This is a genomic window from Nocardia sp. NPDC059240 (assembly GCF_042753865.1).
Lineage (GTDB): Bacteria > Actinomycetota > Actinomycetes > Mycobacteriales > Mycobacteriaceae > Nocardia.
Map to the genome: position 1 here is coordinate 393,583 of NZ_JBHZAC010000004.1, position 15,973 is coordinate 409,555.

Annotated in this window: 14 protein-coding genes; 5 read left to right on the top strand and 9 right to left on the bottom strand. The window is 67.9% G+C overall.

Going from position 1 to position 15,973, the window contains the following annotated elements:
- Positions 1 to 32: 32 nt before the first annotated feature.
- The 3 genes from ACFXHA_RS16475 to ACFXHA_RS16485 form a co-directional block, all read right to left on the bottom strand.
- On the bottom strand, positions 33 to 308 hold the full coding sequence (locus tag ACFXHA_RS16475; RefSeq protein WP_379357412.1) for a hypothetical protein: 276 nt from the start codon (positions 306 to 308) through the stop codon (positions 33 to 35).
- 205 nt (positions 309 to 513) lie between these two features.
- The gene (locus ACFXHA_RS16480; protein WP_379357414.1) at positions 514 to 1,425 is read right to left on the bottom strand and encodes a LysR family transcriptional regulator; all 912 of its coding nucleotides are present in this window, start codon (positions 1,423 to 1,425) and stop codon (positions 514 to 516) included.
- A gap of 34 nt (positions 1,426 to 1,459) precedes the next feature.
- Positions 1,460 to 2,020: an HD domain-containing protein gene (locus ACFXHA_RS16485; RefSeq protein ID WP_379357416.1), complete on the bottom strand. Its 561-nt coding sequence runs from the start codon at positions 2,018 to 2,020 to the stop codon at positions 1,460 to 1,462.
- A 172-nt stretch (positions 2,021 to 2,192) separates the two neighbouring features.
- On the opposite strand from ACFXHA_RS16485, the gene ACFXHA_RS16490 reads away from it, so the two are divergent.
- The gene (locus ACFXHA_RS16490; RefSeq protein ID WP_379357418.1) at positions 2,193 to 3,470 is read left to right on the top strand and encodes an oxygenase MpaB family protein; all 1,278 of its coding nucleotides are present in this window, start codon (positions 2,193 to 2,195) and stop codon (positions 3,468 to 3,470) included.
- A gap of 22 nt (positions 3,471 to 3,492) precedes the next feature.
- Here the strand turns inward: ACFXHA_RS16490 and ACFXHA_RS16495 are convergent, their stop codons facing one another.
- Positions 3,493 to 5,175, bottom strand: coding sequence for a bifunctional metallophosphatase/5'-nucleotidase (locus tag ACFXHA_RS16495; protein ID WP_379357420.1), 1,683 nt, complete (start codon positions 5,173 to 5,175; stop codon positions 3,493 to 3,495).
- A gap of 230 nt (positions 5,176 to 5,405) precedes the next feature.
- Between ACFXHA_RS16495 and ACFXHA_RS16500 the strand changes: the two genes are divergently transcribed.
- Positions 5,406 to 6,608, top strand: a complete 1,203-nt coding sequence (locus tag ACFXHA_RS16500; protein ID WP_379357422.1) for a nitrate/nitrite transporter — start codon at positions 5,406 to 5,408, stop codon at positions 6,606 to 6,608.
- 121 nt (positions 6,609 to 6,729) lie between these two features.
- On the opposite strand, the gene ACFXHA_RS16505 is transcribed toward ACFXHA_RS16500, so the two are convergent.
- The 4 genes from ACFXHA_RS16505 to ACFXHA_RS16520 are packed head-to-tail and all read right to left on the bottom strand — an operon-like array spanning position 6,730 to position 10,466.
- Positions 6,730 to 7,875, bottom strand: a complete 1,146-nt coding sequence (locus ACFXHA_RS16505) for an LLM class flavin-dependent oxidoreductase (protein ID WP_379357424.1) — start codon at positions 7,873 to 7,875, stop codon at positions 6,730 to 6,732.
- A 10-nt stretch (positions 7,876 to 7,885) separates the two neighbouring features.
- Entirely contained in the window at positions 7,886 to 8,881 is a 996-nt protein-coding gene (locus ACFXHA_RS16510; protein WP_379357426.1) for an ABC transporter substrate-binding protein, read from the bottom strand.
- On the bottom strand, positions 8,878 to 9,681 hold the full coding sequence (locus tag ACFXHA_RS16515; RefSeq protein WP_379357428.1) for an ABC transporter ATP-binding protein: 804 nt from the start codon (positions 9,679 to 9,681) through the stop codon (positions 8,878 to 8,880). The genes ACFXHA_RS16510 and ACFXHA_RS16515 overlap by 4 nt, the downstream gene beginning before the upstream one ends.
- Positions 9,654 to 10,466 (bottom strand): ABC transporter permease, encoded by an 813-nt coding sequence (locus tag ACFXHA_RS16520; protein ID WP_379357430.1) that lies wholly within the window; start codon positions 10,464 to 10,466, stop codon positions 9,654 to 9,656. The genes ACFXHA_RS16515 and ACFXHA_RS16520 overlap by 28 nt, the downstream gene beginning before the upstream one ends.
- Before the next feature lie 175 nt (positions 10,467 to 10,641).
- Between ACFXHA_RS16520 and ACFXHA_RS16525 the strand changes: the two genes are divergently transcribed.
- A complete protein-coding gene (locus ACFXHA_RS16525) occupies positions 10,642 to 12,810 on the top strand; it encodes a protein kinase (protein ID WP_379357432.1) in 2,169 nt (722 codons plus the stop codon).
- Between the two features lie 75 nt (positions 12,811 to 12,885).
- On the opposite strand, the gene ectB is transcribed toward ACFXHA_RS16525, so the two are convergent.
- Positions 12,886 to 14,148, bottom strand: coding sequence for a diaminobutyrate--2-oxoglutarate transaminase (ectB, locus tag ACFXHA_RS16530; protein ID WP_379357434.1), 1,263 nt, complete (start codon positions 14,146 to 14,148; stop codon positions 12,886 to 12,888).
- A gap of 155 nt (positions 14,149 to 14,303) precedes the next feature.
- Between ectB and ACFXHA_RS16535 the strand changes: the two genes are divergently transcribed.
- Positions 14,304 to 15,107, top strand: coding sequence for an ABC transporter permease (locus ACFXHA_RS16535; protein ID WP_379357436.1), 804 nt, complete (start codon positions 14,304 to 14,306; stop codon positions 15,105 to 15,107).
- On the top strand, positions 15,100 to 15,915 hold the full coding sequence (locus tag ACFXHA_RS16540) for an ABC transporter permease (protein ID WP_379357438.1): 816 nt from the start codon (positions 15,100 to 15,102) through the stop codon (positions 15,913 to 15,915). The genes ACFXHA_RS16535 and ACFXHA_RS16540 overlap by 8 nt, the downstream gene beginning before the upstream one ends.
- Positions 15,916 to 15,973 lie beyond the last annotated feature (58 nt).

Genomic DNA, 15,973 nt, shown 5'->3' on the forward strand with positions numbered 1-15,973 from the left:
CCGGCCGTACGGGCTGGCCGGTCGCACAAACCTCAGAGTTCGTCGAGATCCGGGATGGGGGGCAGGACCGGTTCGGGCCACTCCTCCAGGGTTGCCACCTGCAGGTGGATGAAGGCTGCGATGCGGTGCCGGGCCGAGGACGGGAGTCGCTCGATGTCGGCCGCGCTCAGGACGTGTGCGCCGAAGGAGTGGGGCTGTGGCGCTTCGGGGTCAGGCGATTCGGGAACAACCTCTAGCTTTGGCCGCGAAGCAGTGGCCGGAATGACTGGTTCATCCGGGTCTGCGGCTGCGGCGGCGGTTCGCACCATGCCGTGACCATAACCCTTTGATAACGCTCGCGGGAGGCGTTGGCGCACTTGTGTCTTCGCGCTGCGAATTCAGCGAAGGCATTGTAAAGGCGAAAAGAATGTGCAGGCAGGCTTGGTCCTCGCAAAATCCACTGGGCCCGCGCCGGAAGATTATGGTGATGGGAGTCACTCTGTCAACACTTCGGGCAAAACTCGCAGAGAGGACTCAAATCGGGCGGCGCGCAATGGCATACAAGTCACGCGCCGGACCGGTCGGCTGCTGTCCGGTCGGCCAGATCGCCCGCAATCGCCGCTCGAGATCCGGGCCGCCGGTCACGGTGGGCGAGACCAGCATGCCCTCGGCCAATTCGGTGGCCACCGCCAGCGAGGACAGCACCGCCGGCGCGAGACCCTCGGCCACCGCGGTCTTGATGGCCGTGGTGGAGGACAGTTCCAGCGCGACATTCGGTTCCCAGCCCGGCATATCGGCGCGCATGGCCCGCTCGAAGGAATTGCGGGTCCCCGAGCCGGACTCGCGGTAGATCAACGGGGTGCGGGCCAGTTCGGCGGCGTCGACCTGCGCCCGCCGGGCCCAGGGATGACTCGCGGCCACCACCACCAGCAGCCGATCCCGGCCCACCTCATGGCTTTCCAGACCGTTCGGCAACTGCGGGCCCTCCACGAACCCGATGCCGGCCCGGCCCTCGAGCACCGCCTTGGCCACCTCTGCCGAATTTCCCGATTCCAAGGCGATGGAGGTATCGGGCATCCGCGCCCGCAAACCCATCACCCACTTGGGGAACAGATACTCCGCCACGGTCTGGCTGGCCGCCACCCGCAACCGCGAATCCCGCTGCGTCCGAAGCGTATCGATTCCGACGTCCAGCCGCGCCGCCGCATCCACCACATCCCGCGCCCACTCCGCGATCAACGCCCCCGCCACCGTCGGCCGCGACCCCAGCGTCGTCCGCTCCAGCACCGGCACCCCTACCAACTGCTCGAGATACCGAATCCGCGAACTGGCCGAAGGCTGACTGATCCCGTGCGCCTTCGCCGCCCGCCCCAAACTCCCGAGCTCGATCACCGAGAGCAGCAGGTCCAATGCGGCAAGATCGGGCACCCTCGGCGACAACGGCATAGAGCGAGTCTATGCAGCACCGCAGAAATCCAGGTCAGCGGGCTGCTGCGACGCGTTCGACGACCGATCGCCACGTATCGAGGGGCTGCACGATCAGGCCGATGACCTTGCCCGCGTCATCCGCGCGACGCAGAGCGATCGCCGCGTCGAAGTCCGGATCGGACTCGAAGGCGGCCGCTTCCTCCGGTGTCATCGGGCCGCCCTGAGCGATCAGGGTGCGTTGGCTCGACGGGGAAAGGGCGGTGGCGTGGGCCGCATCGGTGGCTGCCAGGTAGCGCTTGGCGACGACGTGGAGTTCGACCAGGCGGGCGACACGGTCGCCGAGCAGGGCGCGCACCATGTTTCCGCCGTGGATGCCGTGGCCCGCGTCGTCGCCGGGGATCAGGACGTGGCCGATGTCGTGGACCAGACCGGCGACCTGGAGTTCTTCGTCGGCGGGGAAGTCGCGGCGGAGGATTTCGGCGCATTGGCGGTCGTGGTCGAGGATGTCGACCGGGTCGCCGCTGCGGTCGGGCATGTCCCAGGCGTCCTCGCAATCGGCGAGCAGGGCCATGAGGTCGTCGACGGTGGTGAGGGGTTCCAGGGCGCGGGTCACGGGCGAACCCTAAAGGGAGGCGGTCAGGTAGCACCACCGCGCACGGGGAAATTTTCAGCAAACGTCCCCCAGGGACAAAGGATTGGCGGGAGTTGTCGGCCTGAATTCGGGGCGGGGCGGGGTTGGCCGGAAATCTCTGCTCGGGATGAGCGGGGAAACCTACGCTTCAGCCATGGCTGGCAAGACTCCCGCGACGTTGGAAGCGGCTGCGGCGGGGAAGATTCCGACCGAGTTCCGGTATTGGGATCGGTTCGAGGATCCGTGGGTGCAGCGGGCGCGGCGGGTGTGGCGCGGGGTGTTCCGGTTCGATCCGCAGCCGGACGAGGAGTTGGTGCGGGCCTTCGCGGGGGCCTACTACCAGGCCGATCCGGTGGCCGAGGCGTTCGTCGACGAGGTGTATCTCGGGGAGATCGGGCCGAAGGCCGGGCGGGCCATGCTGGATCGGGCGCTGGCGGACGGGGTGGACAGCGTTGCGGACGCACCGCCGTCGCTGGTGCGGTTGTTCGAGGAGTTCGAGACCGCGCCCGAGTGGCTGGATCCGGAGCTGGTGGCACAGGGGGCGAAGGTGTTCCGCCGCTGGGGCACTTCGGTTTTCAGCTTCGCCACCACCAGCACGCTGGAGATGTACTCGGAGAGTTCGATCACCAAACCGCTGTCGTACGCAGGCGGGTATGCCGGGGACAAGGCTCACAAGCGGCAGTTGGAGACCGTCCGCTTCTGGATCGACGTGTCCGAGCCGGGTGGTTTGGACCCCGGTGCGCGCGGGCGGCAGACCGCGATGCGGGTGCGGATCATGCACGTGTTCATCCGGCGCAAGCTCATGCAGCGGCCCGAATGGGATTACGACGCTTGGGGTGTGCCGATCAGCATCGGCGACGCCACCCTCACCCTGATGGGCGGCAGCGTGGTGCCCGGATTGGCGCTGTGGAGTCTCGGGCATCAGACGACCGTCTCGGAAATCGAAGCGACACTGCATTTCTGGCGTTACGTCGGCCATCTGCTCGGGGTGCAGCCGAGCTGGTATCCGCAGAATTTCCGGGCGGCCGTGCGACTCATGTTCGCCGCCTTCGTCAAACGCGCGTACACGGCGGGCACGGACGGCGAGGAGCTGGTGGAGTCGTATCTGCCGGCATTCGCGCCGAAGCCGGACAGCCCGTGGGCCAAGCGGATTCACGACGAGTTCAACTATCGCGTACAGATCGGCTACACCGGATTCTGGCTGCCGCCGGCCACCTATGCCCGCCATCGCATGCCGCGCCGTTTCCCGTGGGTGCTGCATCCGCTGTTGCAGGCACCGGTGGTGTTCGGCGCGGAAACATTGCGCCGCACCGTGCCCGGACTCGACGCGGTGGCCGATCGGGTGCAGCGGCAGCGGCGTGAGCAGTGGTATCGCAACGAGGTCGGCGACCGGGATGCCGAGTTCACCCCGGTCGAGGAGTTCCGGCGCTGATCGCTACTTCTTCTCGATCCGGCTACTTCTTCTCGATCCGGCTCTGCGGCGGGTTCACCGCGAGGTGGGCGCGCAGGTAGGTCTCCAGGGCGTCGAGATCGATGGGCCCGACCAGGGTTTCACTGGCCTGCTTGAACACGGTGAAGCCGTCGCCGCCGGTCGCCAGGAAGTTGTTGGTCGACACCCGGTAGGAGGCAGCGAGATTCAACGGCTGGCCACCGACCCGGACGCTGCCGTCGATCACCTTGCGCCCCTTGGGGGCGGTGTCGGAGTAGGAGTAGGTGATGCCCGCGACGGACAGCACGGCGGGCTTGCTCACGTTGTCCCATTGCTGCTCCAGCAGATTCAGGATCTGCTGCCCGGTCAACGCCAGCGCCACCACCTGATTGCCGAACGGCTGCACCGTATACGCCTGCTCATAGGTGATATTGCCGCCGTTCAGACCCGCGCGCACGCCACCGGGATTCATGAAGGCCGCCACCACCTGCACATTGGTCATGGCATCGAGCATGGAGTCGGCGATGACATCGCCGAGCGGCGAATCCCCCGCCGGGGCCGGATCGGCGGGTAGCGCGGCGGTCGAGCTGCCGATCACCCGATCGGCACGTGATTTCGATTGCCCGGCAAAGAAATCCACCAGCTGCGCCGAGGCGGCGGCCGGCGGGATGTCCCGGGTGACGACCCGGTTGACGGCCTTGGCGTCGACCTTGCCGTCGTGGAAGCGCAGGTTCACGTCGGTGATAAGGCGGCCGTAGGAGGCGGCCTGGGTGACGACCTTGCCGTTCAGGGTGCAGTTGTAGGCCTGATGGCTGTGCGCGGTCAGCATGACCGACACCGCGCCATCGGTCTTGTCCGCCAGGGCTTTCACATCCGGTGAGATGTTCGCGCACCCGTTGTAGTCGACGGGTGCGTCGTGCGCCTGCTGTGCACCGCCGTCGTGCAGCAGCGCCACCACGGTCTCCGCGCCCGCCTTCTTCATCTCGGGCACGTATTTGTTGATGGCGGCGGCCTCGTCACCGAAGTGGTAGCCGCGGATGCCGTCCGGCATGACGATGTGCTCGGTGTCGGGGGTGACCGTGCCGACGATGCCGATCTTGTGGTCACCGACCGTCAGCAGGGTCCAGGCCCGCAGTCCGGGCGGCAGCTGACCGTTGGCGTCGGTGACATTGGCCGCCAAGTACGGGAAGTTCGCGCCGGTGAACTTGTCGCCCGGGGTGCAGCCGTCGGCCGCGCAGCCGCCCTCCTGCAACCGGCGCAATTCGGTGACGCCGTGGTCGAATTCGTGATTGCCGACCGAGGAGGCCACCACGCCGATCGAGTTCAGGAAGTCGATGGTGGGCTCGTCGTGGAACAGCGACGAGATGAGCGGGCTGGCCCCGACATTGTCCCCGGCCGACACCACGGCGCTGTCGGGGTAGGCGGCCTTCAACCGGGACAGGTGAGCGGCCAGGTAGGCGGCTCCCCCGGCCGTGTACGCGCCCACCTTGCCATTGGCCCCGTCCGGCGGCTGCAGGTTGCCGTGCAGGTCGTTGATGCCGAACAGGTGCACCTCACCGGTCCGCGCCGCGGGCAGGTCCCCGGTCGAAATCAGCGGCACCCCGGCCGAAGTGGCGGGCGCGCCGGAGTCCGGGCTACTCCCGCACCCCGCCACCAGCCCGAGACTCAGCACCGCCGCACACAAACCCACAACCCGCCGCCCGCTCATAACCTTCGACTGTGGCAGACGCCGTCGACGCATGCCCGTCGAGCAGGTGAATTCACCGCCCCGCGGCTCATCCGGTGCCCGTCGCCGTGACTTCGAATACCCACGGTCGCGGGGCATTTTGCGCGGCGGCAGCTTTCCCCAGGCCAGGGCGACGCTGCGAAAATACCCATGGCCGTGGTGTGTTTCGGATCCGCTATCGGTGAAATTCCGCGCGGGGTAGACAGAATTTCATGACCACCCGGAATCTGACGCTCGCTACGGCGGTCTTCGCCCTGACCTTCTGGGCGTGGAATCTGATCGGGCCGCTGTCGTCGAGTTACACGAAGATGCTGGGGCTCTCGCCCGGCCAGACCTCGCTGCTGGTGGCGACGCCGGTGCTGGTGGGGTCGCTGGGGCGGATCCCGGTGGGTGTGCTGGCCGATCGGTTCGGCGGGCGGCGCATGCTGGCGGCGATCTGCTTTCTCACCATCGTGCCGGTGCTGTTCGTGGGGTGGGCGAATTCCTTTGCGGGGCTGATGGTCTGGGGCTTTCTGCTGGGTATCGGCGGCACCTCGTTCGCGGTCGGCGTGCCGTTCGTGAACAACTGGTACGAGCCCGCGCGGCGCGGCTTCGCCACCGGCATGTTCGGGCTCGGCATGGGCGGTACCGCGCTCTCGGCGCTGTGCACCCCGCGCCTGGTCGAACATCTCGGGCGGGCGCAAACCCATGCGCTGCTGGCGGTGGCGCTGGCCGCGCTGGGCGTGGTGGTGCTGTTGTTCGCGCGGGACGCGCCGAGCTGGACGCCCGCCACCGATCCGGCGCTGCCGCGGATTCGGGAAGCGTTGCGGCTCAAGGCGACCTGGCAGGGGTCGCTGCTGTACGCGGTGGCGTTCGGCGGGTTCGTGGCCTTCTCGACCTACCTGCCGACGGTGCTGCACAACGTCTACGAGTTCGCCCAGTCGGACGCGGGCATCCGTACCGCCGGGTTCGCCATGGCCGGAGTGCTGGCCCGCCCGATCGGCGGCATCCTCTCCGACAAGGTCGGCCCGATCCGCGTGCTGACCGCCGCGTTCGCGGGGGCCGCGGTGCTGGCCTTGGTGCTGGCCGTCGAGCCGCCCGCCGAACTGCCGGCCGGTGCGGCGCTGGTGGCCATGGCGTTCTGCCTGGGCCTGGGCACCGGCGGCGTGTTCGCCCTGGTCGCCAAGCTGGTGGATCCGGCCCGGGTCGGCACGGTGACCGGATTGGTCGGTGCCGCAGGCGGTCTGGGCGGATACTTCCCGCCGCTGGTCATGGGGTTCGCCTACGGGCAGACCGACAGCTACACCATGGGTTACCTGCTGCTGGCCGGAACGGCCTCCGCCGCATTGGTTTACACCGTGGCCCTGCGTCGCGCGGTGACGGGTAACCCCGACCGGACCGCAGCCCCCACCTCAGCCCCGGCGGTGCACCGCTGAGCCCCTCGACGCAGGTTCCGCGCGGGGAAACCGCAGCCGCCGCACCTGACGGGAGTGCGGCGGCTGCGGGCGTTGGATTCCGGCCGAGAGCACGCCGGAATGACGGGGCGGGGCGGGACCGCTAGCTGCTCGAGGCGTTGGCGAAAGGCGTGACGGCGGGGTGGACGGGGCGGCGATTCGGGTGCTGCCACAGGCCCTTTCGCTCGAGGATGGGCAGGACGCCCTCGCCGAACCAGTACGCCTCTTCCAGGTGCGGGTAACCGGACAGGACGAACTGGGAGATGCCCGCCTTCGAGTATTCGATGAGGCGTTCGGCCACTTCCTCGTGCGAGCCGACCAGGGCGGTGCCCGCGCCGCCGCGGACCAGGCCGACACCGGCCCAGAGGTTCGGAGCGATCTCGAGCCGGTCGGTGCTGCCGTTGTGCAGTTCCGACATGCGGCGCTGGCCCTCGGATTCGCTCTTGCCGAGCGCGGCTTGGACGCGTTCGATATCGGCGGGGTCGATGCCGGACAGCAGTTTGTCGGCGACCGCCCACGCCTCCTCGGACGTGTCGCGGGTGATGACGTGGATGCGCAGGCCGTAGTCGAGCTTGCGGCCGTGATCCACCGCGAGGCCGCGAATCCAGTCCAGCTTGCGGCTGACCGCGAGCACCGGCTCACCCCAGGTGAGGTAGGTGTCGGCGTAGCGGGCCGCGACCGGTCCGGCGGGGGCCGAGGAGCCGCCGAAGAAGATCGGCGGGATCGGGTCCGGCCGGTTGCTCAGCAGCGCGTTCTCGACGCGAATGTGCTCGCCCTGGAACGAGGTCGGCTCGTGCGACTCCCACAGTGAACGCACCACGTGCAGGAATTCACCGGTTCGGGTGTAGCGCGATTCCTTGTCGGCGAAGTCGCCGTAGGCGGCCTGTTCCAGGGGTTCGCCGCCGGTCACCACATTGATGAGCAGCCGTCCGGCGGAGTGCCGCTGGAAGGTGCCCGCCATCTGCGCGGCCAGGGTCGGGCTCATCAGTCCGGGGCGCAGGGCGACCAGGAATTTCAGCGTCTCGGTGGTCTCCACCAGCATGGCCGTGGTCAGCCAGGCGTCCTCGCACCAGGAGCCGGTGGGGGTCAGCACGGCCTCGAAGCCATTGGATTCGGCGGCCGCGCCGATCTGGTTGAGGTAGTGCAGCGAGGCGGGCCGGTCACCCGACATCGGCGTGCCGTGCCCGCCGACCACGAGGCCGCGGGAGTCGCCGGAGGTGGGCAGGAACCAGTGGAACGACAAGCTCATTCGGGGACTCCTAGGAGTTGAATCGGTCGTTGAAGCGGGTGTCGATGAAGTCGGAGATCTTCAGCTTTCCGGGAATCAACTTGGCGTCGGAGAAGGCGTCGGCGACCTGCTGTTCGGCGGCGATGGTGGCGTCGTCGAGCGGATGATCCTGGAAATTGGCGCGATTCACCGCCAGCAGGGTGACGTCGTAGGGCACGCCGGTGATGGCCGAGGACTGCTTGGCCCACTCCTCGCGATGCCCGGTGATCCAGGTGTGCGCGCGCTGGATGCGGCCCAGCAGATCCCGCACGGCCGCGGCATTCGCCTTGTTCTCCAAGGTCTTCGAGCCCACCACCCAGAAGCTGTCCGGCTTCAGGTAACCGGTGCCGTCGACCAGCACGCGGTTACCCGCCACTTCGGCCTGGGCCACATAGGGATCCCACACCGTCCAGGCGTCGACCCGGCCGGTGGACAGCGCGGCCAGCGCGTCGGCGGGCTGCAGGTACTGCGGTTCGATGTCGTTGAAGGTGAGCCCGTTCTTGGTCAGCACCGAGAGCAGGTGATAGTGCGCCGAGCTGCCCTTGGTGACCGCGATCTTCTTGCCGCGCAGGTCCTTCGGATCCTTGATGGCCGAATCCTTGGGCACCAGCACGCCATTGCCCGCCGAGCCCGAGTCGTACACGCCAGCGATCTTGATCTGCGATTTGGCCGCGGCCGCGAAGACCGGCGGCGCGTCGCCGACGCCGCCGAAGTCCACGGATCCGGCATTGATGGCCTCGAGCATGGGCGGGCCGGCGGTGAAGCTGGCCCATTCCACCTTGTAGGGCAGGTCCTTGCCCTGGCCGGACACGTCGAGCAGGGCCTGCAGGGCCATGCCCTTCTGATCGCCGATGTGCAGGGTCACCTTCGACAGATCGACCGAACCGTCCGCGTTCACGCCCCTGTTGTCGTCGCTGCTCGAGCCGCAGGCCGCGGTGAGCAGGGCCGTGGCGACCGCGAGCGCGGCAATGAGGCGTTTGCGTTTCATTCGGTGGATCCTTCTTCGGAGGTGACGCCCAGCTCGGCGAGCAATGCGGTACGCAGGGCCAGGAATTCGGGGTGGTCGCGCCGACGGGGGCGCGGCAGGTCGATGGGGATTTCGCGGGCGATGCGGCCCTCGGCCAGCACCAGTGCGCGATCGGCGAGCAGCAGCGCCTCGTCCACGTCGTGGGTGACGAGCAGGACGCCGGGGCGGTGCTTGGCCCACAGGTCCAGCACCAGGTTGTGAATCGTGATGCGGGTCAAGGCATCCAGTGCGCTGAAGGGCTCGTCGAGCAGCAGCAGTTCGGGCTCGCGCACCAGGGCGCGGGCCAGCGAAGCGCGTTGCGCCTCACCGCCGGAGAGGGTGAGCGGCCATGCCCCGCCACGTTCGGCCAGACCGACTTCGGCCAGCGCGGCTTCCGCTGCGGCCTTGGGGTGCTGACGACGCAGGCCCAGAGTGATGTTGTCGCGCACCCGCTTCCACGGCACCAGGCGGGGCTCCTGGAACGCGACGGCCACCTCGCCCGAGACGGCCAGTTCACCTTCGGTCTTGTCGTCGAGTCCGGCCAGCGCGCGCAGCAGCGTGGATTTGCCGGAGCCGCTGCGGCCGAGCAGGGCCACGAATTCGCCGGGCCGGATATCGAGGTCCAGGCCGTGCAGCACCCGACGCTCGCCGAAGTCCTTGACCAGCCCGCGAATTCGCACCACCGCGTCGGCGGGAACGTCCGGGGTGGAGTTCTTCTCGATCTCGGCCAGTGTCGCCGCGATCACCGAATCGGTCAGGGTGCCAGGAAGCCGCGTCGCCATGACAGCGCTCTCCTCTCGATCGAACGGACCAGTGCGTCGGTCAGCAGACCGAGCACGCTGTAGACGAGCAGGCCGACCACGATCACGTCGGTGCGCAGGAATTCACGGGCGTCGTTGATCATGGCGCCCAGGCCCGCATCGGCATTCACCTGTTCGGCCACGATCAGCGCCAGCCAGGCCACACCCAGCGATTGCCGCAATCCGACCAGCGCCTGCGGCAGTGCGCCCGGCAGCACGATGTGGCGGACCAGCTGCAGCCGGTTGAGCCGCTGGACCTGCGCCAGCTCGGCGAGTTTGCCGTCCACACTGCGGATTCCGGCGAAAGTATTGAGGTACAACGGCACCGCCACCCCGAAGGCGACCAGCACGATCTTGGGCAGCTCCCCGATCCCGAACCACAGGATGAACAGCGGGATCAGCCCGTAGAACGGCAGCGTCCGCAGCATCTGCAGGATCGGATCGACGAGGTACTCCCCCACCCGGCTCAACCCGGCCACCAGCGCCAGCGCGATGCCCGCGACCGCGCCGATGACGAAGCCCACCGCCGCCCGCTGCAGCGACACCGAGAGCGCCTTGGTCAGCGTCCCGTCCTTGATCAGGTCGATCGCGGTCTGCACCACGGTCACCGGCGAGGCCAGCAATCGTTCCGGCAGCACACCGGTGGCGCTGGCCAGCTGCCAGATCACCACCAGCACGATCGGCGCGACGAACCGCGCGAGCACGGATACGCTCGGCAGGTGCAGCCGGGCCGCGATGGGCCTGGCCTGCACGGCTATTGAGGACACGACAGCACCTCGGGGCACAGGGGACGGGGACGTTGGCGGACGAGGGCCTTCACCCACCGATACAGACCATGCCGGTCCGAAACCGCCCGGTCACCGTTTGTAATCCGCGTGATTCTGGGCTTGCCCGATCCCCCGACTGCCACAATGGATCCGCAGCGAGGAGCCGAGGACCGGAATGAACAGTCCGAATCACCCGCTCACCGTCGGATCCCGGTTCGGTCCCTATCGGCTCGACCGGCTGATCGGACGCGGGGGTATGGGGGAGGTCTATCAGGCCTACGACACGGTCAAGGACCGGACCGTGGCCATCAAGGTGCTGCCCGAGCGCCTGGCCGGGGACAGCGTCTACCGGCAGCGCTTCCAGCGGGAATCCCATGCGGCGGCACGGCTTCGGGAAGCGCACGTCATCCCGATCCACGATTACGGCGAGATCGAGGGCCGCCTCTACATCGATATGCGGCTGGTGGACGGCGACAGTCTGCGCTCCCTGCTGCACCGGCACGGGCCGGGCAATCCGGAGGACGCGGTCACCGTCGTCGAACAGGTCGCCGCCGCACTGGATGCCGCGCACCGCGACGGGCTGCTGCACCGAGATGTGAAGCCGGACAACATCCTCGTCACCCACACGGGCTTCGTGTATCTGGTGGACTTCGGCATCGCCCAGTCGGCCACCGACGAATCGCTCACCCAGGACGGGGGCGCGGTCGGCTCCTACCGCTATATGGCTCCCGAGCGCTTCGCGGCCGTCGAGATCGGTCCGCCCTCCGATGTCTATGCGCTGGCCTGCGTGCTGTTCGAATGTCTCACCGGCACCCGGCCGTTCGCGGGCGGCAATGACGCACAGATCATGGCCGCGCACATGTTCGACCCGATCCCCCGCCCGAGTCTGGTCCGCCCGACCGTCCCGGCCGCCCTCGACGCGGTCGTCGCGCGCGGCATGGCCAAGGAGCCCGCGCAGCGCTACGGCAGCGCAGGCGAACTCGCCGCCGCGGCGCGGACCGCCCTCAACGATCGCACCGGCGGCCGCACCCCCGACCCGAGCGCGCCGCGCCCCACCGGCACCGCCCCGCGAGCGACCACGAATCCGGCTCGGGCCCAGACCGATACGACGGGAACGGTGGTCAGCGCCGCCACCGGATCGGCCTCGACGGTCGCGCCCGGGGACCCGAGCAACGCCGACTTCCAGGCGAAAACCGATGGCGGCCGGGCGGATACCGGCGGGAGCAGGGCTGATACCGGCGGGAGCAAGGCGGATGCCGGTGGCAGCGAGGCGAAACCGCCGACCCCCCGGTCCCGCCGTCGGCTGCGCCGGGTGGGTGCGCTGCTCGCCACGACGGTACTGCTCGCCGCCTCACTGACCTTCGCCGGCTGGGCCTACCTCCGGCACACGACCGCGGGCACCCCGGTCGGAGATGCCGCGACACTACGCGGACCCGATATCGACTTGCTCGCGATTGTCGGCTGGGCCGGATATCACCGCGCCAATTGCGTGCACGGCAACCCCGACGTCTCCACCACGTCTTTCGTCGTCTGCGATCCCAATCCCGACGCCTCCGCACCGGCCGCCCGGTTCTTCCGGTTCAAGACCGCGACCGCGATGCACGACCTCTACAACAGCAATTTCCTGGGCACGCTCGGCGCGACCGCCTGCCCGTCGGATCCGGCAGGCAAGGACGGGCCGTCGCTGAAGGACGGTGTGGAGGTAGGCCGCAAGGCCTGCTACATCGACCACACGACAGGCGTGCCGAAACCGGGCTTGGTGCTGACCGACGAAGCCCGGCTGACGCTGGCCACCTACATCTGGGACGCCGCGAACCAGACCGCACTGCGCGACTACTACGCCAAATCGAACCTCGGACGGTTCCGCGCGCAGGAGAGCGCCCGCGATCCCGACGACTTCACCGCGGCCGACTACTACCTGCTCGATCGCCTCAACGACCCGTATGTCCGCCGCAACTGCCGCCACACCGATCCGCCGGTCGGTCCGGTGACCGCGATCATCGACTGCGACACCAAACTCGATGCCCCCGGCGTCTCGTTCGTGGGCGCACCCAACACCGACACGGCGAAAACGCTCTATCAGGCTGATCTCAACCAGTTCCCCGGACACGGGTGCGGCGGTTCCGGCACCGACGAGGTGTGGCGCAAACAGAGCACGCCCGTCGGGCGGTACTTCTGTTTCACCGACAAGACCTCGGATCCGTCCCGCCCCGCCCTGGTCGCGGTGTACGAGGAGCTGCACCTGTTCGTCCTGGTGACCGGCTCCCCGGCCGACTATCCCGGCGACAGCCCCAAAGACGATGCGGCACTACGCGCCTGGTTCGAGAAGTACTTCACCACATAGATGGTGCCGGGTTCCCTCCGCAGCTGGGAACCCGGCACCGGGGTCGGCCACCGGTGTGGGCGGCGGCCGACGTCTTTACAGACCGTCGCGGACGATATCCACCGCGCGGCTGAGAATGCCCAGGCCGTGGGTGATTTCGTCATCGGTGACGGTGAGCGGCGGCAGCAGCTTCACGACTTCGTCGTAGGAGCCGGAGGTTTCGACGAGCAGCCCGTGCTCGAAGGCGACGCGGCAGACCTTGGTGGCCTGCGAGGCGTCGGCGAAGACCAGACCCTGCACCAGGCCGCGTCCGCGGGTGGTGATGCCGGTGAAGGATTCGGTCAGCGTGGTCAGGTGCGCGGTGATGCGCTCGCCCTTGGCGAGGGTCGCGACTTCCAGGCGGTTGTCGGACCAGTAGTGGCGCAGCGCGACCTCGGCGGTCACGAAGGCGGCGTTGTTGCCGCGGAAGGTGCCGTTGTGCTCGCCCGGGGCCCACTGATCCAGCTCGCGGCGCATGAGCACCAGCGCCATCGGAAGTCCGTAGCCGCTGATGGATTTCGACAGCGTGACGATGTCGGGGGTGATGCCGGCGATCTCGAAGGAGAAGAACGGGCCGGTGCGGCCGCAACCCATCTGGACATCGTCGACGATGAGCAGAATGCCACGGTCGGAACACAGTTCGGCGAGGTGGCGCAGCCACTGCGCGCGGGCCACATTGACGCCGCCCTCACCCTGCACGGTCTCCACGATCACCGCGGCGGGCTTGTCCAGGCCCGAGGAGCTGTCGTCCAGTGCCCGGCGCATCCACGAAAGGTCCTCGGCCTCATCGAGATAGCCGTCGTAGGGCATCGGGGTGGTGTGCACCAGCGGGACGCCCGCGCCGGCGCGCTTGGCGGCATTGCCGGTGACCGAGAGCGCGCCCAGCGTCATGCCGTGGAAGGCATTGGTGAAGTTCAGGATGCTGGTGCGGCCGGTGACCTTGCGCGCCAGCTTGAGTGCGGCCTCGACCGCGTTGGCTCCCGTCGGGCCGGGGAACTGCACCTTGTAGTCCAGTCCGCGTGGGGTCAGCAGCAGTTCGCGAATCGTCTCCAGCAGGCGGCGTTTGGCGACGGTGGACATGTCCAGGCCGTGGGTGATGCCGTCGCCGACGATGTAGTCGATGAGCGACTGCTTGAGCACGGGGTTGTTGTGCCCGTAGTTCAGCGTGCCCGCGCCGGCGAAGAAATCGAGGTAGTCCTTGCCGCTCTCGTCGGTGAGCCAGGCGCCGCGGGCGGTGTCGAAGACGGTGGGCCAGGAACGGCAGTAGCCACGCACATTGGACTCGAGCGCCTCGAAAACGGTCGATTCGGCAATGGTCATCAGCAGGTCCTAGCGTCGCAACAAAGTGAAACGCTGATGTTTCTACCAGTCCTCAGAGTGAAACACGACCATTTTCGACAAATCCCGCCAGACCTCGCAGCGTTTTGGCCGAACCCGGCCCCCGACACCGCCTTTGCCCGTAGCGTCAACCAGTTGTGCGCAGCGACGTGGGGGTCTACTGGCAGCTGGTCAAGGCAGGGTTTCGCAGACAATCGCACTACCGGCTCGCCATGCTGGCCGGTCTGTTCACCAACCTGATCTTCGGCTTCGTCCGGGCCGCCGTACTCGGCGCGGCCGTACACGCCAACAGCGGCTTCGGCGGCTACGACCGCAGCACCATCGGGGCCTACATCTGGCTCTCGCAGGGCCTACTGGGGGCCATCGCCTTCTGGATCGTGCCCGACATCGTGGAGCGCATCCACACCGGCGACGTGGTCATCGACTTCCTGCGGCCCATCGACATCCAATTCGCGCATCTGGCCGAATATCTCGGGCGGGCCGCCTGCACCCTGCTCGCCCGCGCACTACCCAGCATCCTGGTCGGTGTGGTCACTTTCGGCCTCGCCTTCCCGACCACCGCGGGCCCCTACGTGCTGGGCGGAATCAGCCTGCTGCTGGCCATGACCCTGTCGTTCCTGTCCATGTTCGCGGTCAGCCTGGCCGGGTTCTGGCTCATCGAGACTCGCGGGCTGCGCGCGCTGCACATGATCCTGGGCACCTTCCTGGCCGGACTGTTCGCACCCCTGCACCTGTTCCCGGACTGGCTGCGCGCCATCGCCTACGCGACGCCCTTCCCGTCCATGCTGCAGTGGCCCATCGATGTGCTCTCGGGCCGAACCACCGGGATCGCCGCATTGGAACTCGTTGTCGTGCAATGCTTCTGGTTACTGATTCTGGTGGGGGCAGGCCAGCTGCTGCTCCGTGCCGGACGCCGCAAGCTGGAGGTGCAGGGTGGTTGAGACACTCCCCTCCCGCCTTACGCCCTACCGCGCCGTACTCGGTTCGCGACTGCGTGCCCAGCGCGCCTATCCACTGTCCTTCGCCACGGATCTGCTGAGCGCCTTCCTGATCGGGCTGGTGGAATTCGGTGAAATGTGGGTCATCTTCCACAATGTGCCGCGGCTGGGCGGCCTGGATCTCGACGGCATGCTGCTGCTGTTCGGGCTCAGCAATACCTGTTTCGCCATCGCCGACATGGTCGTGGGGCACGCCGACACCCTGCCCACCTATATCCGAATGGGCCGATTGGACGCCTTCTACCTACGGCCCCAACCATTACTGCTGCAACTGATGACCAGCGATCTGCAACTGCGCCGGGTCGCGCGCATTGCGGTCGCGACCACCGTGCTCTCATTCGGGTTGGCACGCAACGACATTGCCTGGACGCCCGCGCACGTCATCCTGTTCGCGCTCACCCTGCTGTCCGGAATCATCATCTTCGCGGGACTTTTCGTGTGCGCGGCGGGAGTACAGTTCTTCCTGATCGACGGCGCGGAGCTGACCAATTCCTTCACCTATGGCGGGTCGTACGCCTCCATGCAGCCGACCTCGGTGTTTCCCGCACCGATGAAACTCGTTTTCGGATTTCTGGTTCCGGTCGCCTTCACCTCGTATCTGCCCACCATCGCCCTGCTCGGTCTGCCCGGCCCGGCCCTGCTGCCGAACTGGCTCGCCTGGGCAGCGCCGCTGGCGGCGCTGTGGGTGTGGAGCGCGGCGCTGTTCCTGTGGCGACTGGGGACCCGGCACTATCAAGGAGGCGGCGGGTGAGCGGTGCGATCATCGATATCGAGGACCTGACACGAACTTTCGTGCTCAGCCGCAAGGA

What these genes read in the sequence shown, in the direction of transcription:
- ACFXHA_RS16475 (WP_379357412.1), bottom strand. Translation starts at nt 308, where the DNA reads ATGGTGCGAACCGCCGCCGCAGCCGCAGACCCGGATGAACCAGTCATT.
- ACFXHA_RS16480 (WP_379357414.1), bottom strand. Translation starts at nt 1,425, where the DNA reads ATGCCGTTGTCGCCGAGGGTGCCCGATCTTGCCGCATTGGACCTGCTG.
- ACFXHA_RS16490 (WP_379357418.1), top strand. Translation starts at nt 2,193, where the DNA reads ATGGCTGGCAAGACTCCCGCGACGTTGGAAGCGGCTGCGGCGGGGAAG.
- ACFXHA_RS16495 (WP_379357420.1), bottom strand. Translation starts at nt 5,175, where the DNA reads ATGAGCGGGCGGCGGGTTGTGGGTTTGTGTGCGGCGGTGCTGAGTCTC.
- ACFXHA_RS16500 (WP_379357422.1), top strand. Translation starts at nt 5,406, where the DNA reads ATGACCACCCGGAATCTGACGCTCGCTACGGCGGTCTTCGCCCTGACC.
- ACFXHA_RS16505 (WP_379357424.1), bottom strand. Translation starts at nt 7,875, where the DNA reads ATGAGCTTGTCGTTCCACTGGTTCCTGCCCACCTCCGGCGACTCCCGC.
- ACFXHA_RS16510 (WP_379357426.1), bottom strand. Translation starts at nt 8,881, where the DNA reads ATGAAACGCAAACGCCTCATTGCCGCGCTCGCGGTCGCCACGGCCCTG.
- ACFXHA_RS16515 (WP_379357428.1), bottom strand. Translation starts at nt 9,681, where the DNA reads ATGGCGACGCGGCTTCCTGGCACCCTGACCGATTCGGTGATCGCGGCG.
- ACFXHA_RS16525 (WP_379357432.1), top strand. Translation starts at nt 10,642, where the DNA reads ATGAACAGTCCGAATCACCCGCTCACCGTCGGATCCCGGTTCGGTCCC.
- ectB (WP_379357434.1), bottom strand. Translation starts at nt 14,148, where the DNA reads ATGACCATTGCCGAATCGACCGTTTTCGAGGCGCTCGAGTCCAATGTG.